This window comes from Myxococcus sp. CA040A (assembly GCF_013336725.1).
Lineage (GTDB): Bacteria > Myxococcota > Myxococcia > Myxococcales > Myxococcaceae > Myxococcus > Myxococcus llanfairpwllgwyngyllgogerychwyrndrobwllllantysiliogogogochensis.
In genome coordinates this window covers 56633-74823 of record NZ_JABUMR010000017.1, presented here as the reverse complement: position 1 = coordinate 74823, position 18191 = coordinate 56633, and the positions used below count along the sequence as shown (strand labels likewise).

Sequence of the window (18191 nt, the reverse complement as noted above, 5' to 3'; positions counted from 1 at the left end):
GCTTGCGCGACGACGCGTCGGAACCTATGAGTGCGGGTATCACGCAGGTTCACCACGCCGTCCTCCCATGACGCTGAACGAAGCACAGCAGAGAATCTGCCATCGAGCAGGGGCCGAGTTCTCACCCATCCCAGCCGGCACCCGAGTAGCCATCGCACGAAACCTGCGGTCCGGGGCCATGCCGATATACGGCGTGCGATACAGCACCCAGCCGGGCGGTGTCGGCTGGTTCTTCTGGGCGGGAGAGGGGGAACTCAGCACCGATGTGGACTACTTCCAGGCACTGCACGTCGAGCACCTGGAGGAGTGGTGTCCTCTGGTGTTGCCCTACCTTGCCCTTCCACCTGGGTGGCGCTTCCTGACCGATGGCGAGGTGGATGACGTGTGGTTTGACCAGGCCGTCCTGGACCGACCCATTCCCTGACTACGCTGGGAGCGCCGCTGACGAGACGTCCGCGTGGCGCCGGGTGGAGGCCCAGCTCGACAGGCCTACTTCGTCCCGGATTTCCCGGCACGCGTCGACGACGTGGTCGAGGTCGTCCTGGCTCAGCTCGCTGTGAACAGAGAGGCGCACGAGCGAGTGCTTCACGGGCGTGGCCGGGTCGCAGAACACCGAGCCGAAGATGCCCCGCGCTTCCAGCGCGTCCTTGAGGCGCAGTGTTCGAGCCTCCAGACCGGATTGCAGGGCGAGAATCTGTGACGAGCCGCCGTCCAGGTCGTAGCCCAGTTCTTCCAGACGCGCGCGCAGGGACGCGGCATTCGCGTGCAGGCGCTGACGACGTGCGTCCGCGTCGCGGATGAGGTCCAGCGCCGCGAGCAACGCCGCGATGTCGTGTGGCAGTACGGCGGAGCTGAAGACGGCGGGGCCCGAGGTCATCTCGAAGTAGCGCTCGAAGCCGCGCATGCAGGCGACGAAGCCAGCACGTCCGACGAAGGCCTTGGACAGGCTCGCGGTCCGGAAGTGGACGTGCTCCAGCAGCCCCTGCCCCACCACCATCCCCGCGCCACGGGGCCCGTGCGTGCCCAGGGAGTGGGATTCATCCACCAGCAACACGCAGCCGTGCCGCGAGGCGAGCTCCGCCACATCCGCGAGCGGGCAGACGGAACCGTTCGTGCTGTAGACCGAGTCCACCGCGATGACACCGGGGCCCAAGCGCGTGATGCGCCGCCGCAGGTCATCGACGTCATTGTGACGAAAGGGCACGGCGGTGGCGCCAGCGCTCCGGATTCCTCTCCAGAGAGACACGTGCGCCATCCGGTCGATGTAGACAGGCACCTGCTCGTCCGCCAGACACTCCAGCAGGCCCACATTCGCACAGTAACCGGACTGGCACAGGATGCCTGACTCCGCGCGAAGCAACGCGGCGAGCCGCTGCTCCAAGGTATGCCGAGGATGCTCCCCGCGCTGGAACACGCCCGACATCATCACGCCCAGCCCTTCCCGGGAGACGGCCTCCATCGCCGCTTGGGCGAGCCGGGGGTGTTTCGACAGGGAGAGATAGTCATTGCCGTTGAGCAGGATGGCTCCTGGCCCGGGGGACAGACCGTCGAGGATGTGTCGCGGCGACTCCCAGCGCTGAATCCGCTTCTCGAAGTCGTGGAGCTTGCGCTGTAAGAAGCCAGGAACTGGAGGGCTGACGCCTTCCGTCGCCTTCGCCTCGGGTGCATGGTCTGTCATGGCACCGGAGAGAGGTTCGACTCTGGCGATGTGACGAAGAGGGGTTCCGCTCAATCTGGCATCGAGGCAATGCCTTGCCCGCCGGACCGCACGCATGGGCCTCGGGTCATTGAGCGGGGAGTCGGTCAAACACAGGGTGGCATGGGCCTAAGGCCGTGACGCGGTGGTCGCCAGGCTCGGACCCCGCAGCGCCCAGCCAGCAGCCCCGGCCTGCAGGTCGACGGCGGCGTGGATGAGTACCGGCCACAGCAGCGAGCCGGTGCCTGTGTACAGCGCACCGAGCGCCAACCCGATGAGCCCCGTACGGACCACGCCCGCGACGCCCTGGTAGCTGTGCACGGCCGCGAAGCCGAGCGCCCCGAGCACCACCGCGAGCCACGGGCCCACGAAGGGCTCCAGGTACGCGAGGAGGAAGCCTCGGTAGAGCAGCTCCTCACACAGGCCCGCGGTGATGCCGAGCGCCTGGAAGCCGCGGTACTCAGTGGGCGTCCGCGGCAGGTACTCGGCCACCGCGCCCATCCGCCGGCCGAGTTCTTCCCGCCCATCGGCCCCAAGGTGTCGCAGCGCGCGTTGCTGCAGTGCGAGGAAGCCCAGCAGCACCAACGTCAGCGCGGCGCCGACCAGGGACCTGCCCCCGGGAGGCAGCGTGAGCCCCAACACCTCCCATGCGCCTCCGCGCCACCACCAGAGGCCCAGCGCGAGCAGGGTCATGCCCCAGAGCGCGACCATGGTGCGCCGGTAGTCGCGCAGTCTTGCTCCTGCGTCGCCGTCACGCAGTGCCCGCTCGAATCCACGGTGCGCAATCGCCACGTACACAGGGAAGCCGAGCAGCAGCAGCGCGATCAGCAGATGCTCCGAGGCCCTCATGAGCTGTGACTCCTTCCTGCCTCCCTGGCAGGAGTGAGAACCAGGGTGACGGCATAGGCCTTCCCGCGAGGACTGCTCGCGCCGGCCCGGGTGAGCACGTCGCGGATGCCTTCAAGGTGCTGGTTGAGTTCGCGCAGCGCGGCGGGACTCAGCCGGGCCTTGGCGCGCACCGCCACCAGCTCCCGCTGCGGGGCCGCGCGGCGCAGGCGACTGTCTCGTAGGGCCGCTTCGACCTCGCGTCCCGTGAGGCGAAGCATGGACTGGGCGGCACGCACCTCCGTCTCCACCTCGACGCGCGTCGCGCGCCTCGCGCGCATCCGGAGGGCCTCGGCCCGCACGGCGTAGTGCCGTTCGCCGTCTTGCTCCCTGGCGATGCGCACCACGCCGGCTCGCTCCAGCAGGCCCAGGTGATGGTAGAGCGCCTGGCGGCTGCGCCCCAGCCTCTCGCTAAGCACGCGCACCGTGGCCTCACCTTCGGTAAGGGCTTCGATCAACTCCTGCCGGGCGGGAGAGGTGAGCGTCTCGAGCGTGCGCAGCGGCGTGCGGATGGAGCTTCTGCGGGGTGCCATGCCCGGGTTCGTAGCACGGCCTATTCCAAATTTGATGGAATATGGAATGACCGCTCGAGGTCATCAGACCTCGGTGAACCTCACTCCGGTGGCGCCGAACTGCTCCAGCGCGACCTTGATTTCCTCCGAGACAATCAGGGCGATGGACCATCCCCAGGTTCGGAAGACCTTCGCATCACCCACTTTTCGTGGGTCAATTCGCAGCCCGGAGATATCTCGGTACTGGCCGACCTTCTCTGGCTGTTCGTCCTCCGCTGTCCAGCGCTCCACCTCTCGACAGGCGGCGTCATCGATACAGCGAGCAAGCCTTGTCGCCACCAGGATGAGGAATTGCTCCATCTCCCCTTGAATCGCGACGGGAAGAAGCTGGACGTCATCAGGTGCCATCCGGGCAAGGAGGGTCGCCACCCGAGCGTGGACCACGGGAGTACCGAACGCCGCGAGTGAAAAGTCCAAGGGCTGGCCAGGAACATCGACCGGCAACTTCAAAGGTCCTGGGTCTCGCACGGGCGTTCCCTCGGTGAACACCCCCCACGCTTCTATTTCACCACCGTTCGAGTCGGTCGGCGCACCAAGCAGCCAGCGCCCCTTGAGGGTCATGTCATCCGACAATTTGAAGTAGCGCGTTGTCATTGGAGCGCTCGGGTCAGCGGCCTCGGGTCACCATCAGGTTGAGTTCGGTTCCTGCTTTGGAGATCTGCCGCGCCAACCGATTGAGTTCCGCAGCAAGTGCCACACGACACTGCTGAATGCTACGGCATGTGCGCGTCGCTTCGATGAGCCGCTCGAATATCTTCTCGTGGTACTCCTGAGGATGAGGTCCCTTGTGTCCCTTGATGTGGACGATGTTCGCTGGATCGTTCAGCGACAGGCCCGCCTTGTCGAAGATTTTCTGAAACCTGGGTGACCACGGCCCACCGCCACTCGTGGACTCCCACCACTTGTCCGTGGCGATGTGGTGGTCGTGCCCCTTCGCATCCACCGGGCCCACGACCGCTCCACCCAGCCCCTGCGCCGTCGCGGACACTGCCCCAGCGGCCACCGCCAGGGTGACGACCTCGCCAACCACCGCCACGGCCCGCACTTCCCCCACGGCCGACAGGACGACTCCCGCCTGGGATGCAGCCTGCACGGACGCTTGCGCCGAACCGGGTAGCATCGGCACCTTCCCCGCGAAGCCCGCCGCTGTGTTCCCGATGGCCACCGTCGCGAGCAACGCGAAGGCTCGCGCCGCATTCCGGCCCATCACCTTGCCGTACCGCTCGCCAACCACCCGCAGCTCATCGAACGTCCGCGCCCGGTCCGCCTCCTCCATCAACCGCGTGAAGCCCGTCGTCAGGCTCCAGAACGTGTCCACGCCCAGGTAGGCAATCAGCGTCGCCGTCATCACCGCCGCCAGCCCCTTGCTCACTGGCTCCGGCACCGTCCAGAGAATCAGGTACATCGTCCCCGTCCACATCGCCGCCGCCACCATCGCGCTCGGGTCGGCCATGTCCTGGAACGCCTCCAACATCTCTTCGAGCACCGCCCCATGCGCGAGCGCCATGGCCAGCGCGTAGCGGCCATCCCCCTCCAGCCGCACGCCATCCACCAACACCTGGAGACAGTCGCCACGCCTCCCTGTCCGCTCGCACCACTCCAGATAGGCGCGCGTCATGGCCCGCTCCGTCTCGGTGGCCTCCACCTCCAGGTGCGCACCCGACTCCAGCGGCGTCACGTGACGGGTGCGCGCATCGAATCGGTACTCACCTCCTCGCGCACCCATCTCGAAAAGGCGTCGCGCCGCCTCCTGGGCCTTCACGGGAAGACGAACTCCTCGCCCCTCAAGACCCATGGCCCGCATGAACTCGTCTTCGTCCAACGCGACAGGCGCGGAGTCAGCGGCGTGTGGAGTGAATGCGATGACCTCGCCGCCCCCCGTCTCCAAGCGCACACCACGCGTCGCGGCACACCCCGTCAGCAGCGACACGAGCAACAACACGACAGCGCAAGGCAGCCTCATCCGACACGCTCCCCGCAGAGGCCCCGGGCTCCCGACACAAACAAGTACACGGGGGCAACGGCGATGAAGCGTAGCATTCAAGGCGGACAACGGAGTCCACCCCACCCCTTGGGCGACAACGACCCGCTACGCGCGCGGTGCAAACCATTGCACCCGCCAAGAGCATCCGATTCGCGACGGCAGGCTCCCTCCAGGGCGCCTGTCCTTCCTAGACGTTCGGAACCGCCTCCGGAGGCGTCAGGGGGCGCGAGTTCGCGCGCTCGCGTCCCAGCAGTAGCGCCGCGCAAAGAGTGCCAATCAACAGCTCGGCGACCATCGCCGCCACCAGCTCGGGCGCGGGCGCGCCATCCAACACCAGGCTCAGGACTCGCGACACGCCATAGGACAAGTAGAGCGTCGTCGACACCACCAGAGAGGTGAAGGTCATTCGAGGCCAGAGCGCCCCGGCCATGATCAACAGTCCGCAGGCCAGCAACGCCCCGCCCGGAGCACGCACCTCGCTCAGCAGGCTGACCTGGCCGCCAAGGTCGATGCCACTCCAGCCATGGAAGACCTTGGGGATGAACAACAGCGGCGTGCCAATCAGACTCCCACTGACGCCCGCGACCAGGAGCACCGTCTTCGTCACTCTGTTCCGCATCGCCGTCCTCGCTTGACACCGTGTCAATTGACTCGACAGTGATTATTCGCGACTTTACATCATGTCAAGTGAATCACCCGAGACGCGGACCCGCATCCTCGCGGCCGCGCTGCACCTGTTGGAGACCGGCCAGGGCCAGGCGGTCCGGATGAGTGACATCGCTCGGAAGGCCGGGCTCAGCCGGCAGGCCGTCTATCTGCATTTCGGCACGCGGGCGGCCCTGCTGATCGCCACCACGCTCTATCTGGACGAACTGAAAGACGTGCGGGCGCGCCTTGTCCCCAGCCGCACCGCCCGAAGCGGCGTCGAGCGCCTGGACGCCTATGTCGGAGCCTGGGCCGACTACATCCCGGAGATTCGCGGCGTGGCCAAGGCACTGATGGCCATGAGCGACACCGACGAAGAGGCCGCCGCTGCGTGGCGCAAGCGCATGGAGGACATGCGCGAAGGCTGCGCCGCCGCCGTCGCCGCGCTCCGCGCCGATGGCACCCTCTCACCCGACTTCACACCGGGCGAGGCCACCGACCTGCTCTGGACGCTGCTGTCGGTACGGAACTGGGAACACCTGACCCTCGAGCGCGGCTATGCACAGCCACGCTACAAGGACCTGCTGCTGCGCACCGCGCGGAGGCTCCTGGTCCGCGCCCCACGCTCCGCCACCTGAGCTGCGCCTCGAACGCACAAGGGCCGCGCGCACCACGACCCGCTGCTCACCCGCGCCACCCGCTGCGCGCTGTGCAATCCGTTGCACGCCTCCCTCCCACGGTCCGCAGGCGGTGAGCGCGAGGTACACCGGTTGCAATCCCGCGAGTCCATGTCCACGCGCCTCTCCCTTCTCGTCCTGGTGTTGCTCGGGGCCCCCTTGTCCGCGCGGGCCGACCCCTACCTCCCCAACAACGAGCGCTGGTTCACCATTGGCCCGCTGCTCAGCGCGACACCGCTTTCGAGCAAGCCCCAGCTGGGCCTGGGCGTGGAGACCACCTTCAACGTCCTGGACGGCATCACCGCCCTGGGCGTCTTCGGCCAGGCCCAGTGGATGACGGAGGGCCACGCCCGCCTCGGCGCGGGCATCCAGGGCACCCTGGTCTTCGGTGGCGTCGAGCTCGGGGTGATGCACGAGACGGGCACCCGCGAGCACCTGCCCACCACCGGCCTGCACATCGCGCCCTTCGTGACGTTCGTCTTCGGCTCGGTGGGCGTGCGCTTCGGCATCCCCCTCTCCGAGCCAGGCGCCGCCGGCCCCGGCCTGCCCGGACGCACCCGGCACGGCCGTGAGGTGGGACTCGTCCTGACAGCCAAGATTCCGGCGAAGTGGACCTCGAAGGGCACCCTGGAGCCCATGTTCCCCTGGGACTAGGCCCCTCCCCCCTCGGGGCCCCTTCCCTCCCAGGCTCGCGGTGCTATCAAGCACGGCACCATGCCTGAGACAGCGCCCGCCCCCCTGTTCGACGCCGTGCCCGCGGAGATGGACTTCCCGGCCGAGGAGCGCCGCATCCTCGCCTTCTGGAAGGACCGCCGCATCTTCGAGCGCTCGCTCGAGGCACGCGAAGGCGCCAAGAGCTTCGTCTTCTACGAGGGCCCGCCCACCGCCAACGGCCTTCCCCACAACGGCCACGTCCTCACCCGCGTCATCAAGGACCTGTTCCCCCGCTACCAGACGATGCGCGGCCACTACGTCCCCCGCAAGGCCGGCTGGGACACCCACGGCCTGCCCGTGGAAGTGGAGGTGGAGAAGGAGCTGCGCATCCACGGCAAGGCGGAAATCGAGCGCTACGGCGTGGAGCCCTTCACCGAGCGCTGCATCGAGTCCGTCTTTCGCTACACCTCCGAATGGGAGCGGCTCACCGAGCGCATCGGCTTCTGGGTGGACCTGAACCAGGCCTATGTCACCTACCACCGGGGCTTCGTGGAGAGCGTGTGGTGGGCGCTCGCCGAACTGCACAAGAAGGGCCTGCTCTACCAGGGCCACAAAGTGGTGTGGTGGTGGCCCCAGGGCGGCACCGCGCTCAGCTCCGCCGAGGTGGGCCTGGGCTACAAGACGGTGGACGACCCGAGCGTCTACGTCACCTTCCCCCTGCGCGACGCGCCGGACACCTCGCTGCTCGTGTGGACGACCACCCCGTGGACGCTGCCGTCCAACATGTACGCGGCCGTCAACCCGGGCGTGGATTACGTCACCGTGGACGCCGGCGACCGCAAGCTCATCATCGCCGCCGCGCTGCGCGAGGAGCTGGCCAAGAAGCTCAAGAAGGACCTGCCCATCCTCGCCACCCAGCCGGGCAGCGCGCTGGTGGGCCAGCGCTACCTGCCGCCCTTCGACACGTACTTCGCCAGCGAAGGTGACACGCGCCTGAAGCTGCGCGACGGCGGAGACGACACCCGCGCCTGGCGCGTGCTGGGCGCGGACTTCGTGACGCTCAACACGGGCACGGGCATCGTCCACATCGCCCCCGCCTTCGGCGAGGACGACTACGACGCGTTCCGCAAGGACCGCGCGCGCTTCCTCCAGCCGGAGGCGATGGAGCTGTTCTGCGCCGTCAAGCCGGACGGCACCTTCTCCGAGGAAGTCCCGCTCGTCGCCGGGCGCTTCGTGAAGGACGCGGACAAGGACATCCAGCGCAACCTCAAGGAGCGCGGGCTCTTGCTCGTCACCGAGCAGTACAAGCACGAGTACCCCTTCTGCTGGCGCGCGGACGACGACCCGCTCATCCAATACGCCCGCCCCGCCTGGTACATCCGCACCACCGCGGTGAAGGACCGCGCCATCGAGAACAACCGCGCCGTCAACTGGGTGCCCGAGCACATCAAGGAAGGCCGCTTCGGCGACTTCCTGGCCAACAACGTGGACTGGGCCCTGTCGCGCGAGCGCTACTGGGGCACCGCGCTGCCGCTCTGGATTCACTCGGAGACGGGCGAGGTGGAGGCCGTGCCTTCCCTCCAGGCCCTGCGTGACAAGCCCGGCAGCAACCTGGCCGCCGTGGAGGCGGAGCTCGCGGCGTTCCTCGCCGGCAAGCCGCACGAGGCCAACGCGAAGCACCTCATCGTCCACAAGCCGTGGATCGACAAGGTGACGTACGAGAAGCCGGGCTCCCCGGGCCGCTTCAACCGCGTGCCCGAAGTCGTGGACGTGTGGTTCGACTCCGGCTGCATGCCCTTCGCGCAGTGGGGCTTCCCTCACGCGCCCGGCTCGCACGAGCTGTTCAACCGCGCCTTCCCCGCCGACTTCATCTCCGAGGCCATCGACCAGACGCGTGGCTGGTTCTACTCGCTGCTCATGGTGAGCACGCTCGTCTTCGACGAGGAGACGCAGGCCCGTCTGGGATTGACGCCCCAGCGCGAATGGCCGCACCCGTACAAGAGCTGCATCGTGCTGGGCCACGTCTCCGACAAGGAGGGCCGCAAGGAGTCCAAATCCAAGGGCAACTACACGCCGCCCGAAATCATCCTGGACGAAGTGCGCATGGACTTCGCGGTGCTGTCCGCCACGGAGGCGGGCGCGCCGGCGGAGGCGGGCGTGGCGCTCATCGCGCGTGAGGACCTGGAGGGCCTGGACCTGCAGGAAGGCGCCAGGGTGCAGTTGTTCCGCCCGGACAGGCCGGACGTCTCCATCTCCGCGACGGTGAAGGCGCACAAGAAGCTCAAGCGCCGCGTGGTGCTGCTGGCCCCCTCGGAGCTGCAGGCGCTCGGCGTGGCGCCGTCCGCGAAGGGTGCGGGCGTCATGCCGGTGGAGGTGCCTCGCCTGGCGCCTTCCGAGCGCGTGACGGTGAAGGACCCCGCCGCCAAGGCTCCCGGCGCGGATGCGTTCCGCTGGTTCTTCTACGCGGCGAGCCCCACCTGGTCCAACACGCGCCACTCCCTGGCGAACGTGCGGCTGTTGCAGAAGGACTTCCAGGTCAAGCTGCGCAACGTCTACTCGTTCTTCACCATCTACGCGAACATCGACGGCTTCAATCCGGCGCAAGGCAACGCGGACGCGACAGAGGCTCCGTGGGAGGCCGTGCGCAAGAGCCACGGCTGGCGCGAGGTGAAGGCCCGGCCGATGCTGGACCGCTGGATTCTGTCGGAAGTCCAGCTGGCGCTGCGCCACGTGGAGAAGTGCCTGGACACCTATCAGGTGTACGACGCGGCCCAGCGCATGGTGGCGCTGGTGGACGCGCTGTCCAACTGGTACCTGCGCCGCAGCCGCGAGCGCTTCTGGAAGCCGGGCTTCGAGCAGGACAAGCGCGACGCGTACTTCACCCTCTACGAAGCGCTCACCACCATCACCGCCCTGGCCGCGCCCTTCGTCCCGTTCTTCTCCGACGAGATGTGGGGCAACCTGGTGCGCAAGGCCTGGCCCCAGACGCAGCCGGAGAGCGTGCACCTGGCCTCCTTCCCTCGCGCCGACGCCAGCCTCATCGACGACGAGCTGGCGGTGGACATGGCCGCCCTGCGCGAGCTGGTGTCCCCGGGGCTCAAGGTCCGCACGGACAACAAGCTCAAGGTGCGTCAGCCCCTGGCCCGCGCGGACATCATCCTCGCGCGCAAGGAGATGACGGACCGGCTGGCCGTCTACAAGGACCTGCTCGCCGAGGAGCTGAACGTCCACGAGGTGCGCTTCGTGGAGCAGGGCAGCCCGGACGCGGACGTGGTGCGCTTCCGCGTGCGTCCCAACCTGCGCGCGGTGGGCGGACGGCTCGGCGCCAAGCTGGCGCCGGTGCGCAAGGCGTTCGACACCGGAGACGGCCGCGCGCTGCACCGGGAGCTGCTCCAGACGGGGCAGGTGGCCATCCAGCTCGCGGGCGAGACGCTGGTGTTCTCCGGCGAGGACCTGGAGACGCTGGTGGAGGCCAACCCCGGCTTCGCGGCCGCGGGCACGGGCGCGGGCGTGGTGGTGCTCCACACCGAGCTGACGGAGGCGCTCGTCGATGAGGGCCTCGTGCGCGAGCTGCTGGCGCGCGTGCAGGGCGCTCGCAAGGACATGGAGCTGGGCTACACGGACCGCATCCGCCTCTGGGTGGACGGTGACGCGCGGGTGAAGCGCGTCACGGAAGAAGGCCGCGAGCTGATTGCCCGGGAGACGCTGGCCGACTCCATCAACGTGGGGCCCGAGGGCCTCACGGGACAGGAAGAAGAGGTCAACCTCAACGGCCTGCCCGCGCGACTGCGCGTGGAGCGCGCCTGAGGTCGCTCATCCCCGCCCGGTCGACCACCGACTGAGCGGGAGGGACGCCAGGGGTTGAAGCAATCCCTGGCGTCGTCTCACCGGACCAGCAGCAGCAGGAACACGCCCAGGAACAGCAGCAGCGCGAGGCCCACATGGCTCAGCTGGCTCAGGCCCTCCTCGGCGTTCTCGAACTCGTCGAGCGAGGCGCGCCGGAACCGCGCGAACCGGCTCGGGGGGCCTTCACCGATGTCTTCCTGCTGGGGAGGCTCGCGGTCCGCGCCCGCCGTCAGCAGGCGCCAGCCCGGAAGCAGCACCCGCGCCATGGGCCAGAGCACGTCGCCCGGCGGAATCTCCGGCACGCGCCAGGAGCGCCACCGACGCGAGCGCCACACCAGCCCCGTCAGCAGCACGCCGGCGACGACGGGCCACGCCGCCGAGACGAGGCTCTTCGACTCGAGCAGGTGCGGCAGCTCCTCGCGCCCCACGGGTGGCCAGAGGAGCAGCGCCGTGTCGACGACGAGCAGCAGGACCCACGTGAGCAACATCCCCCCTGCCCCGGGTGAGCCCTGCTCGGGGGCCTTGGGGACGGTGCGTTCCAGGAAGCGCGCCATGATGAGCGTGCTGCCCACGGCCGCCAGGGAGAGCAGCGTCGGCAGGGCCTCCGATGCGTGCGCGGCGGCCTCCGCGGACTTCAGCGCGAGCTTCGCCAGGGCCCCGCTCGTCAGCGGCGCGCCCGCGATTTCCAGCGCGGACCACGTCAGCCCCACCAACACCAGCACACCCCTCCAGCCCTTGCGGCCCGTCGCGGGCAGCAGGCCCGTGCCCAGGAACAACAACCCCTTCGCCAGGGAGTGATGCACCGCATAGACGAGCACCGCGCCGATGAGCACGGGAGCCGCCTCCGGGGCCCCCAGCGCGAGCCCCACCGCCAGCGTGAGGAAGCCCATCTGGCTGATGCTGGAGTAGGCCAGCACCGTCTTCGCCTCGCGCTGCGTGAGGCCCACCGCGACTCCGTAGAACGCGGCCGTCAGCCCCGCCGCCACGCACACGGTGCCCAGCGTGGGGAGGCTCGCATGCCCCAGCGGCAGGAAGCGCAGCCAGCCCAGCACGCCGACCTTGATGATGGTGCCGCTGAGCACGGCGCTGCCCGGGGCGGGCGCGACGGGATGCGCCAGGGGCAGCCACATGTGCAGCAGGAGGGCGCCCACCTTGACGCCAAAGCCGCCCAGAATCAGCACGCAGATGACCTCGCGGGAGGACGACTCCGCCACCACGCGCGGCACCTCGGCGAGCGACAGGTTGATGCGCGTGCCCACCGTGAGGAAGAAGGCCGCGAGCAGCAACACCTCTCCCAGCAGGGCCATGATGATGTAGACGCGGCCCGCCCGCGCCGCCGCCTCGGTGCGCTCGTGGACGACGAGTCCGTACGCGCAGAACGTCATCATCGCGAAGAACAGATAGAAGCTCGCCACGTCCTGCGCGAGCACCGCGCCCACGTTCCCCGCGAGCGTCGCCAGGAAGAAGCCCCAGAACGAGGCCCGGCGCGAGTCGTCGCGCAGATACCCTCGCGCGAAGAGGCCGGAGAAGAGCCACAGAATCCCGGTGAAGAGCAGGTACGTCCGCGTCACCTCGTCCGGCGCATACAGCCGCATCCCCAGCAGCACCGGCTTCCAGTGGACGGACGCCCCCGTCCCCAGGCCCAGCCCGAGCGCCGGAAGCGCGGCCCACGGCGCCAGCGCCATGCCGACGCCGCGAAGGACGGGAATCATCACCGCCACCGTGAGCACCAGCGGCACGCACAGGGCCGCGATGACGGCGAGCGAGGCAAGGTCATGGCCACTCACGGACGGAACTCCCGCTCGGTGATGAGCCGCGTCCAGCCCAGCGGGCTGAGCTCCGCTCCGGCGAAGAGTCCCGCGGCGAGCGACAGCACCGCCGTGGCCACCGTGGGCAGCAGCAGGAGCAACCCAATCTCCCACCCCCGGGTGCTCGGCTTCCATTCCTCGCGCGGGGCCTGGAACCACGCGGAGTAGACGATGGGCAGGAAGTAGCCCGCGTTGAGCAGGCTGCTCGTCAACAGCACCACCACCATCCAGGGCTGATGCGCCTCCAGCGCGCCGATGCCCAGGTACCACTTCGAGATGAACCCGGCGATGGGGGGAATCCCAATCATCCCCAGCGCGGCGATGGTGAAGGCCCCCGTGGTGAGCGGCATCCGTCGCCCCACGCCGCGAAGCTCACTCACCCGGTGCACGTGCAGCTCCTCGGCGAAGTTCCCCGCGCAGAAGAACAGGGTGATTTTCATCACCCCCTGATGCACCAGGTGCACCAGCCCACCGATGGTGGACACCGTCCCGAAGAGGGAGACACCCAGCACGATGTACGCGACCTGGCTCACCGTGGAGTAGGCCAGCCGCTTCTTCAAGTCTCCTTGCTGGAGCGCTCGCACCGAGCCGTAGAGGATGGTGATGGCGGCGACGATGGCCAGCGGCTGCATCACCCCCAGGTCATGCACCAGGTAGACGCCATACACATCGTAGATGATGCGGGTGATGCCGAAGGCTCCCGCCTTCACCACCGCGACGGCGTGCAGCAGCGCGCTGACCGGAGCGGGCGCCACCATCGCCACCGGCAGCCAACCATGGAGCGGCACCAGCGCCGTCTTCACCCCGAGCCCGGCTATCAGCAGCACGAAGGCCACCACCAGCTCGGTGCGGTGTGACGCGACGGCGCCCAGCGCGCCTCGCTCGGTGAACTCCACCGAGCCCGTGAGCGAGTAGAGCAGCACCACGCCCGCAAGCAGCAGCGTGGCCCCGCTCAGCGTGTAGCGCAGGTACACGTTGCCCGCGCGCAGCGCCTCGGGCGTTCCCCGGTGGATGACCAGCGGGTACGTCGACAGCGTGAGCATCTCGTAGAACAGGAAGAAGGTGAGCAGGTTGCCCGCGAGCGCGATGCCCATCGTCGACGCGACACACAGCGAGAAGAAGCCGAAGAACCGGCTGCGGTGGTCCGTCCCCTCCAGGTAGCCCACCGCGTAGATGGTCGTCACGAACCAGAGCACCGCGGACAGGGTGATGAAGAGCAGGCTGAAGGAGTCCGCCCTCAGCACCAGGTCCGCCTTGGGAAAGAAGGGCAGCCGCGTCTCGTACTGGCGCCCCTGGAACACGCCCCACGCCATGACCGCGGTGAGCAGCAGCTTGGTCACCGCCGCGAGCAGGTTGAGCACCGTGCGCGTGCGCCGCTGCTCTTCGGCTAGCAGGAAGATGATGAGCCCCGGCAACAGCGAGCTGAGCAGCACGGACAGTGGCAGCCAGGTGTTCATCATCTCGACGCACCGACGGCCAGCAGGTCCAACGGGAACCAGGGCACCAGTCCCAGCAACAGCGCGATGAGCGCGAGCGCGAGCGGCGCCAGCTCGTTCCCCAGGGGAATGGACCGCACGGTGACGCCTGGAGGCAGCGGCAGGAACGAGCCCCGGAGGATGCGAAAGACATATGCCGCCGCCAGCAGGCTGCCTCCCAGCAGCACCAGCGCCCACCACCACTGCTGAGTGCCAATGGACTCATTCAACAGGAGCCACTTCGCGATGAACCCTCCACTGGGCGGAATGCCAATCAGGCTGATGCCTCCCAACGCCATCGCCAGGAACGTGAAGGGCATCCGGTAGGCCAGTCCCTGGACACCCCCCATCTCGGTGATGCCCACCGCCTGATGGATGTTGCCCACCGCCACGAACATGGATGCCTTCGCGGCCGCGTGGGAGACGACCAGATAGATGACCCCCGCGCGGGCCCCACTGGTCGCCATGGGGAAGACGAGGAACATGTAGCCAATCTGCGCGACGCTCGAATAGGCGACCACCCGCTTGAGCTGCGTCTGGCTCAGCGCCAGGACCGAGCCCCACAGCACCGCCACCGCTCCGAGCAGGCCCAACAGTTGCCCCACCTCCGCGTCCAGGACGGGCGCGAAGACCTCCAGCCACAGCCGCAAGAGGACGTAGAAGGAGCCCTTCGAGATGAGCGCCGACAGGAGCGCGGTGACGGGCGTGGGCGCGCCCGTGTACGTCGGTGGCAACCAGACGTGGAGCGGAAACAGGGGCGTCTTGAGACACAGCCCCACCGTCACCAGCCCCGCGGCCACCCACGTCACCGGCCCCGACTGCACGCGCTGGGCGAGCATCCCCACATCCAGCGTGGCGTAGGCGCCGTACAGGAACGCGATGCCCAGCAGGTAGCACAGCGAACCCGGCAGCGCGAAGAGCAGGTAGCGCAGGCCCGCGTCGAGCCCTGGCAAATCCCTGCGCACCACGATGAGAGACACCGCGCCCAGCGTCGTCAGCTCCAGCGTGACGTAGAGGTTGAAGGCATCCGCCGACAACACCAGCGCGTTGAGCGCGCACCAGATGAACAGCCACAGCGGGAGGAAATCCCGGTCCTCACGGTCCCCCAGGTGGTCCAAGGCGTGGACGCTGATGAGCGGCCCCACCACCGCGATGGTCAGCAGCATCAGGGCGGCGAGCCCGTCCGCGCGCCACTCGATGCCCAGCGGTGCGCCCCACCCTCCCAATTGCTGGCGAAGCACTCCCTGCGTGGAGACCTCCCAGGCCACCAGCGATGACGCGATGAGCGTGGCCACGGAGGCCACGCCCGCGACCAGGCGCACCCCCGTGCGTCCCACCAGCAGCGACAGCACCGCGCCTATCAGCGGAAGGGCGACGGACCACGCCATCAGGGCCGTGCCCCCCATCATGGACCTTCCCCGCCGGAACCCGGCGGCGGCTCGGAAGCACGTGCCGCGTCGGCTCGGAGCCGGGCCATGCGCCGGGCCAGGGCCACGCCCAGCGCCGTCGAGCTCACCGACACGACGATGCCCGTGAGCACCAGCGCATGAGGCACGGGGTCCGGCACGCCCGACGGCGCGCGCCGTGCCAGGGCGACCAGGACTATCAGCACTCCGGAGCCCGCGATGTTCGAGGCGAGGATGCGCTTCACCACGTGCTGATGGGAGAAGAGCCCCACCAGCCCCACGCTGAACATCGCCACACCCGACAGCGCGTAGACGGCCCACGGGTTCATGGCTCGCCCTCCGCTCCCGCCCTGGGTGGACGCGTGCCTGGGAAGAACATCAACAGCACCATGGCGATGGTGACCGTCAGCGCCAGCTCCACGACGAAGATGAGCGTGCCCGCGTATGGCCTCGGGAGCTCCAGCAGACGCCTCCCGGTGAACAGCGGCGCCACCGCCACGCCGATGAAGAGCATGGGCCCGGTGAGCAGCGCCCACCTCACCTGCCAGGACGACAGGCGGGGCGGCCCCATCCGCATCGTGAGGAGGGCCACGACGCCGCCTCCCGCGAGGATGGCGCCCGCCTGGAACGCCCCTCCTGGTCCATGGTCCCCCACCCACACCAGGTAGCCCGCCACCAGCAGCAGGGCCGGCATCATCATCCGGAACAACTCTCCGGTGAGCGGGTCATCTCCAGCGTCCGGAGTGGGCCGCTCGCTGCGCGGATTCACCGCCCGCGCCCCCAACGCGGCCACCAGCAACACCGCGATTTCCAGCAGCGTGTCGTAGCCCCGGAAGTTCAGCAGCACCGCCGTGACGGGGTGCTTCACACCGCTTTCCTCCCGTCGCGCCTCCACCAGCGGCCCCAGCCCCGGGCTGTCGGCGGGAAGCGCGAGCACGGCCCACCCGAGCATGAGCGTGGACGCGGCGACCGCCAGCAGGGCCCAGGGCCTGCGCCGGCCCCGCGCGCGAATGTCGGGCGGCGTCTCCTCCGTCCAACTCAACGTGTGCATCAGCAGCGCGCCGGTGAGGCCCGTGCCCACCGCGGCCTCCACCAGCGCGATGTCCGGGGCCTCAAGTCGCGCCCAGCCCAGCGCGGACAGCAGTCCGAACGCGACGAAGAGCACCACCGCCTGGGACAGCGACTCGGTCCGCAACACCAGCCACGCCAGCAAGGGGAGGCACAGCGCGAGGACGCCATCGAGCAGCACATCCATCATGGCTCCCGCCGTCCTCCCCAGGGCGCCGCGCCCCTGCCGCGGAGCGCCGCGCGGGCGATGAGCTGGCAGGTGAAGGCGCTGGAGATGAGGACGAAGAACCAGACGAGGAGCAGCTTGAGCGCCGTCGCCCACGAGCCCGACTGGAGCGCCAGCCCCACCACCACCAGCCCCAGGCCCAGGTTGTCGACCTTGGTGAGCGCATGCAGCCGGCAATACACATCCGGGAAGCGCAGCACGCCCACCGTGCCCGCCAGACAGAAGGCGCCGCCGCCGAAGAGGAACGCCGCGGAGAGGAAGTCCAGGGGGCTCATGGCCTCGGCTCCTTGTCCGAGCCAGGGGCTGCATCGCTCCCCACCGCGAAGCGTACGAAGGCCACGACGGTGACGGGCGCCAGCAGGGCGAAGACCAGGGCGACGTCACGCAAGGCATCCCTGCCCGCATCCGCCGCGAGCAGGATGAGGACGCCCACGCCCGTCGTCCCGAAGAGCTGCGCCACGATGAAGCGGTCGGTGACGGTGGGCCCGCGAATGACTCGCACCATCCCCGCGAGGATGTTCAGGAGGAGGAAGAAGGCCAGGCCCGTGCGCAGCTCATGCATGCGCGGGCTCCGGCGGAGGCAGCCCCAGTCCGAAGAGTCGCGACACGCGCCACTCCAGGTTCTTCAACTCGTGCTGGATGCCCTCGCCCCGGTCCACGAGCGAATGCACCACCAGCTCGTCCCCGAGGACGTCCGCGTTCAACGTGCCCGGCATCAGGCTGAGGGTGATTCTGAACACCGTCTGGGGCGCGCCTCCGGGCAGGCTCATCCGATATCGGACGAACACGGGGGAGATGGGCATGCTCGGCGCGAGCGCGCGGCGTGCCACGTCGAAGCCGCCGTGGACGGAGCCCGCGAGGAAGTAGCCGGCGAAGCGCACCACCTCCGTGAGTCGCCACCCGTAGCTTCGGGGCGGACTCAGCAGGAAGCTCACCACCGACACCGTCGCGACGACGGGCACGCCGAAGATGAAGCTGCGCGGGTCTCCATCGCATAGGGCCCACCACGCCATGCCCACGAAGACGACGCGTGCCACCGCGCTCTTCCAGGCGCCCGCACGGAACCAGGACCCCACCTTCTGGAGCCCCCCCGTGTTCCTCCCTGTCTTGCCTGCATCCCCTGGGTCCACGGGCCAGGACCCTAGTGCCAGCCCCACGGCCCACGTCGGACCGAGTCAGCCTCCGCGTTCGTCACCGGACGCTTACCGGACGCAGGGACTTCGAGACGACTGTCGCGCTGTGAGGCCGT

General features: G+C 68.8%; 18 protein-coding genes. 4 read left to right on the top strand and 14 right to left on the bottom strand.

All coding sequences use genetic code 11. The features are described from left to right. The first annotated feature begins 193 nt into the window (after nucleotides 1–193). Complete coding sequence (locus HUA75_RS47355) at nucleotides 194–424, top strand: hypothetical protein (RefSeq protein WP_254628070.1); 231 nt, start codon at nucleotides 194–196, stop codon at nucleotides 422–424. Here HUA75_RS47355 and cqsA read toward each other — a convergent pair whose 3' ends face one another. From cqsA to HUA75_RS43305, 6 genes are all read right to left on the bottom strand, one after another. After that, nucleotides 425–1678, bottom strand: a complete 1254-nt coding sequence (cqsA, locus tag HUA75_RS43330; RefSeq protein WP_174489776.1) for an alpha-hydroxyketone-type quorum-sensing autoinducer synthase — start codon at nucleotides 1676–1678, stop codon at nucleotides 425–427. A 147-nt stretch (nucleotides 1679–1825) separates the two neighbouring features. Continuing rightward, nucleotides 1826–2545, bottom strand: a complete 720-nt coding sequence (locus HUA75_RS43325) for a CPBP family intramembrane glutamic endopeptidase (RefSeq protein WP_174489775.1) — start codon at nucleotides 2543–2545, stop codon at nucleotides 1826–1828. Further along, nucleotides 2542–3114, bottom strand: coding sequence for a helix-turn-helix domain-containing protein (locus tag HUA75_RS43320; protein ID WP_174489774.1), 573 nt, complete (start codon nucleotides 3112–3114; stop codon nucleotides 2542–2544). Before HUA75_RS43320 ends, HUA75_RS43325 begins: the two co-directional genes overlap by 4 nt. A 63-nt stretch (nucleotides 3115–3177) precedes the next feature. Next, nucleotides 3178–3747, bottom strand: coding sequence for an imm11 family protein (locus HUA75_RS43315; RefSeq protein ID WP_174489773.1), 570 nt, complete (start codon nucleotides 3745–3747; stop codon nucleotides 3178–3180). A 13-nt stretch (nucleotides 3748–3760) separates the two neighbouring features. Continuing rightward, the gene (locus HUA75_RS43310; protein ID WP_174489772.1) at nucleotides 3761–5116 is read right to left on the bottom strand and encodes an AHH domain-containing protein; all 1356 of its coding nucleotides are present in this window, start codon (nucleotides 5114–5116) and stop codon (nucleotides 3761–3763) included. A 208-nt stretch (nucleotides 5117–5324) separates the two neighbouring features. Then, entirely contained in the window at nucleotides 5325–5756 is a 432-nt protein-coding gene (locus HUA75_RS43305) for a DUF4345 domain-containing protein (protein WP_174489771.1), read from the bottom strand. Between the two features lie 61 nt (nucleotides 5757–5817). Between HUA75_RS43305 and HUA75_RS43300 the strand changes: the two genes are divergently transcribed. From HUA75_RS43300 to ileS, 3 genes are all read left to right on the top strand, one after another. Then, nucleotides 5818–6420 (top strand): TetR/AcrR family transcriptional regulator, encoded by a 603-nt coding sequence (locus HUA75_RS43300; RefSeq protein ID WP_141642521.1) that lies wholly within the window; start codon nucleotides 5818–5820, stop codon nucleotides 6418–6420. Between the two features lie 150 nt (nucleotides 6421–6570). Beyond that, the gene (locus tag HUA75_RS43295) at nucleotides 6571–7113 is read left to right on the top strand and encodes a hypothetical protein (RefSeq protein ID WP_141642522.1); all 543 of its coding nucleotides are present in this window, start codon (nucleotides 6571–6573) and stop codon (nucleotides 7111–7113) included. 60 nt (nucleotides 7114–7173) lie between these two features. Continuing rightward, nucleotides 7174–10920 (top strand): isoleucine--tRNA ligase, encoded by a 3747-nt coding sequence (gene ileS / locus HUA75_RS43290; RefSeq protein ID WP_174489770.1) that lies wholly within the window; start codon nucleotides 7174–7176, stop codon nucleotides 10918–10920. 77 nt (nucleotides 10921–10997) lie between these two features. Here ileS and HUA75_RS43285 read toward each other — a convergent pair whose 3' ends face one another. From HUA75_RS43285 to HUA75_RS43250, 8 genes are read right to left on the bottom strand one after another with little or no spacing between them, the layout of a single operon-like run. After that, on the bottom strand, nucleotides 10998–12746 hold the full coding sequence (locus HUA75_RS43285; protein WP_174489769.1) for a complex I subunit 5 family protein: 1749 nt from the start codon (nucleotides 12744–12746) through the stop codon (nucleotides 10998–11000). Further along, the gene (locus tag HUA75_RS43280; protein WP_217446545.1) at nucleotides 12743–14227 is read right to left on the bottom strand and encodes a monovalent cation/H+ antiporter subunit D family protein; all 1485 of its coding nucleotides are present in this window, start codon (nucleotides 14225–14227) and stop codon (nucleotides 12743–12745) included. The genes HUA75_RS43285 and HUA75_RS43280 overlap by 4 nt, the downstream gene beginning before the upstream one ends. Further along, nucleotides 14224–15651 (bottom strand): complex I subunit 5 family protein, encoded by a 1428-nt coding sequence (locus HUA75_RS43275; RefSeq protein ID WP_174489768.1) that lies wholly within the window; start codon nucleotides 15649–15651, stop codon nucleotides 14224–14226. The genes HUA75_RS43280 and HUA75_RS43275 overlap by 4 nt, the downstream gene beginning before the upstream one ends. Further along, nucleotides 15648–15977 (bottom strand): NADH-quinone oxidoreductase subunit K, encoded by a 330-nt coding sequence (locus HUA75_RS43270; protein ID WP_141642526.1) that lies wholly within the window; start codon nucleotides 15975–15977, stop codon nucleotides 15648–15650. The genes HUA75_RS43275 and HUA75_RS43270 overlap by 4 nt, the downstream gene beginning before the upstream one ends. Continuing rightward, complete coding sequence (gene mbhE / locus HUA75_RS43265; RefSeq protein WP_174489767.1) at nucleotides 15974–16906, bottom strand: hydrogen gas-evolving membrane-bound hydrogenase subunit E; 933 nt, start codon at nucleotides 16904–16906, stop codon at nucleotides 15974–15976. The genes HUA75_RS43270 and mbhE overlap by 4 nt, the downstream gene beginning before the upstream one ends. Continuing rightward, on the bottom strand, nucleotides 16903–17217 hold the full coding sequence (mnhG, locus tag HUA75_RS43260; protein WP_141642528.1) for a monovalent cation/H(+) antiporter subunit G: 315 nt from the start codon (nucleotides 17215–17217) through the stop codon (nucleotides 16903–16905). Before mnhG ends, mbhE begins: the two co-directional genes overlap by 4 nt. After that, nucleotides 17214–17504 (bottom strand): monovalent cation/H+ antiporter complex subunit F, encoded by a 291-nt coding sequence (locus HUA75_RS43255; protein ID WP_141642529.1) that lies wholly within the window; start codon nucleotides 17502–17504, stop codon nucleotides 17214–17216. Before HUA75_RS43255 ends, mnhG begins: the two co-directional genes overlap by 4 nt. Continuing rightward, a complete protein-coding gene (locus HUA75_RS43250) occupies nucleotides 17497–17979 on the bottom strand; it encodes a Na+/H+ antiporter subunit E (RefSeq protein ID WP_181790569.1) in 483 nt (160 codons plus the stop codon). Before HUA75_RS43250 ends, HUA75_RS43255 begins: the two co-directional genes overlap by 8 nt. Nucleotides 17980–18191: the final 212 nt, after the last annotated feature.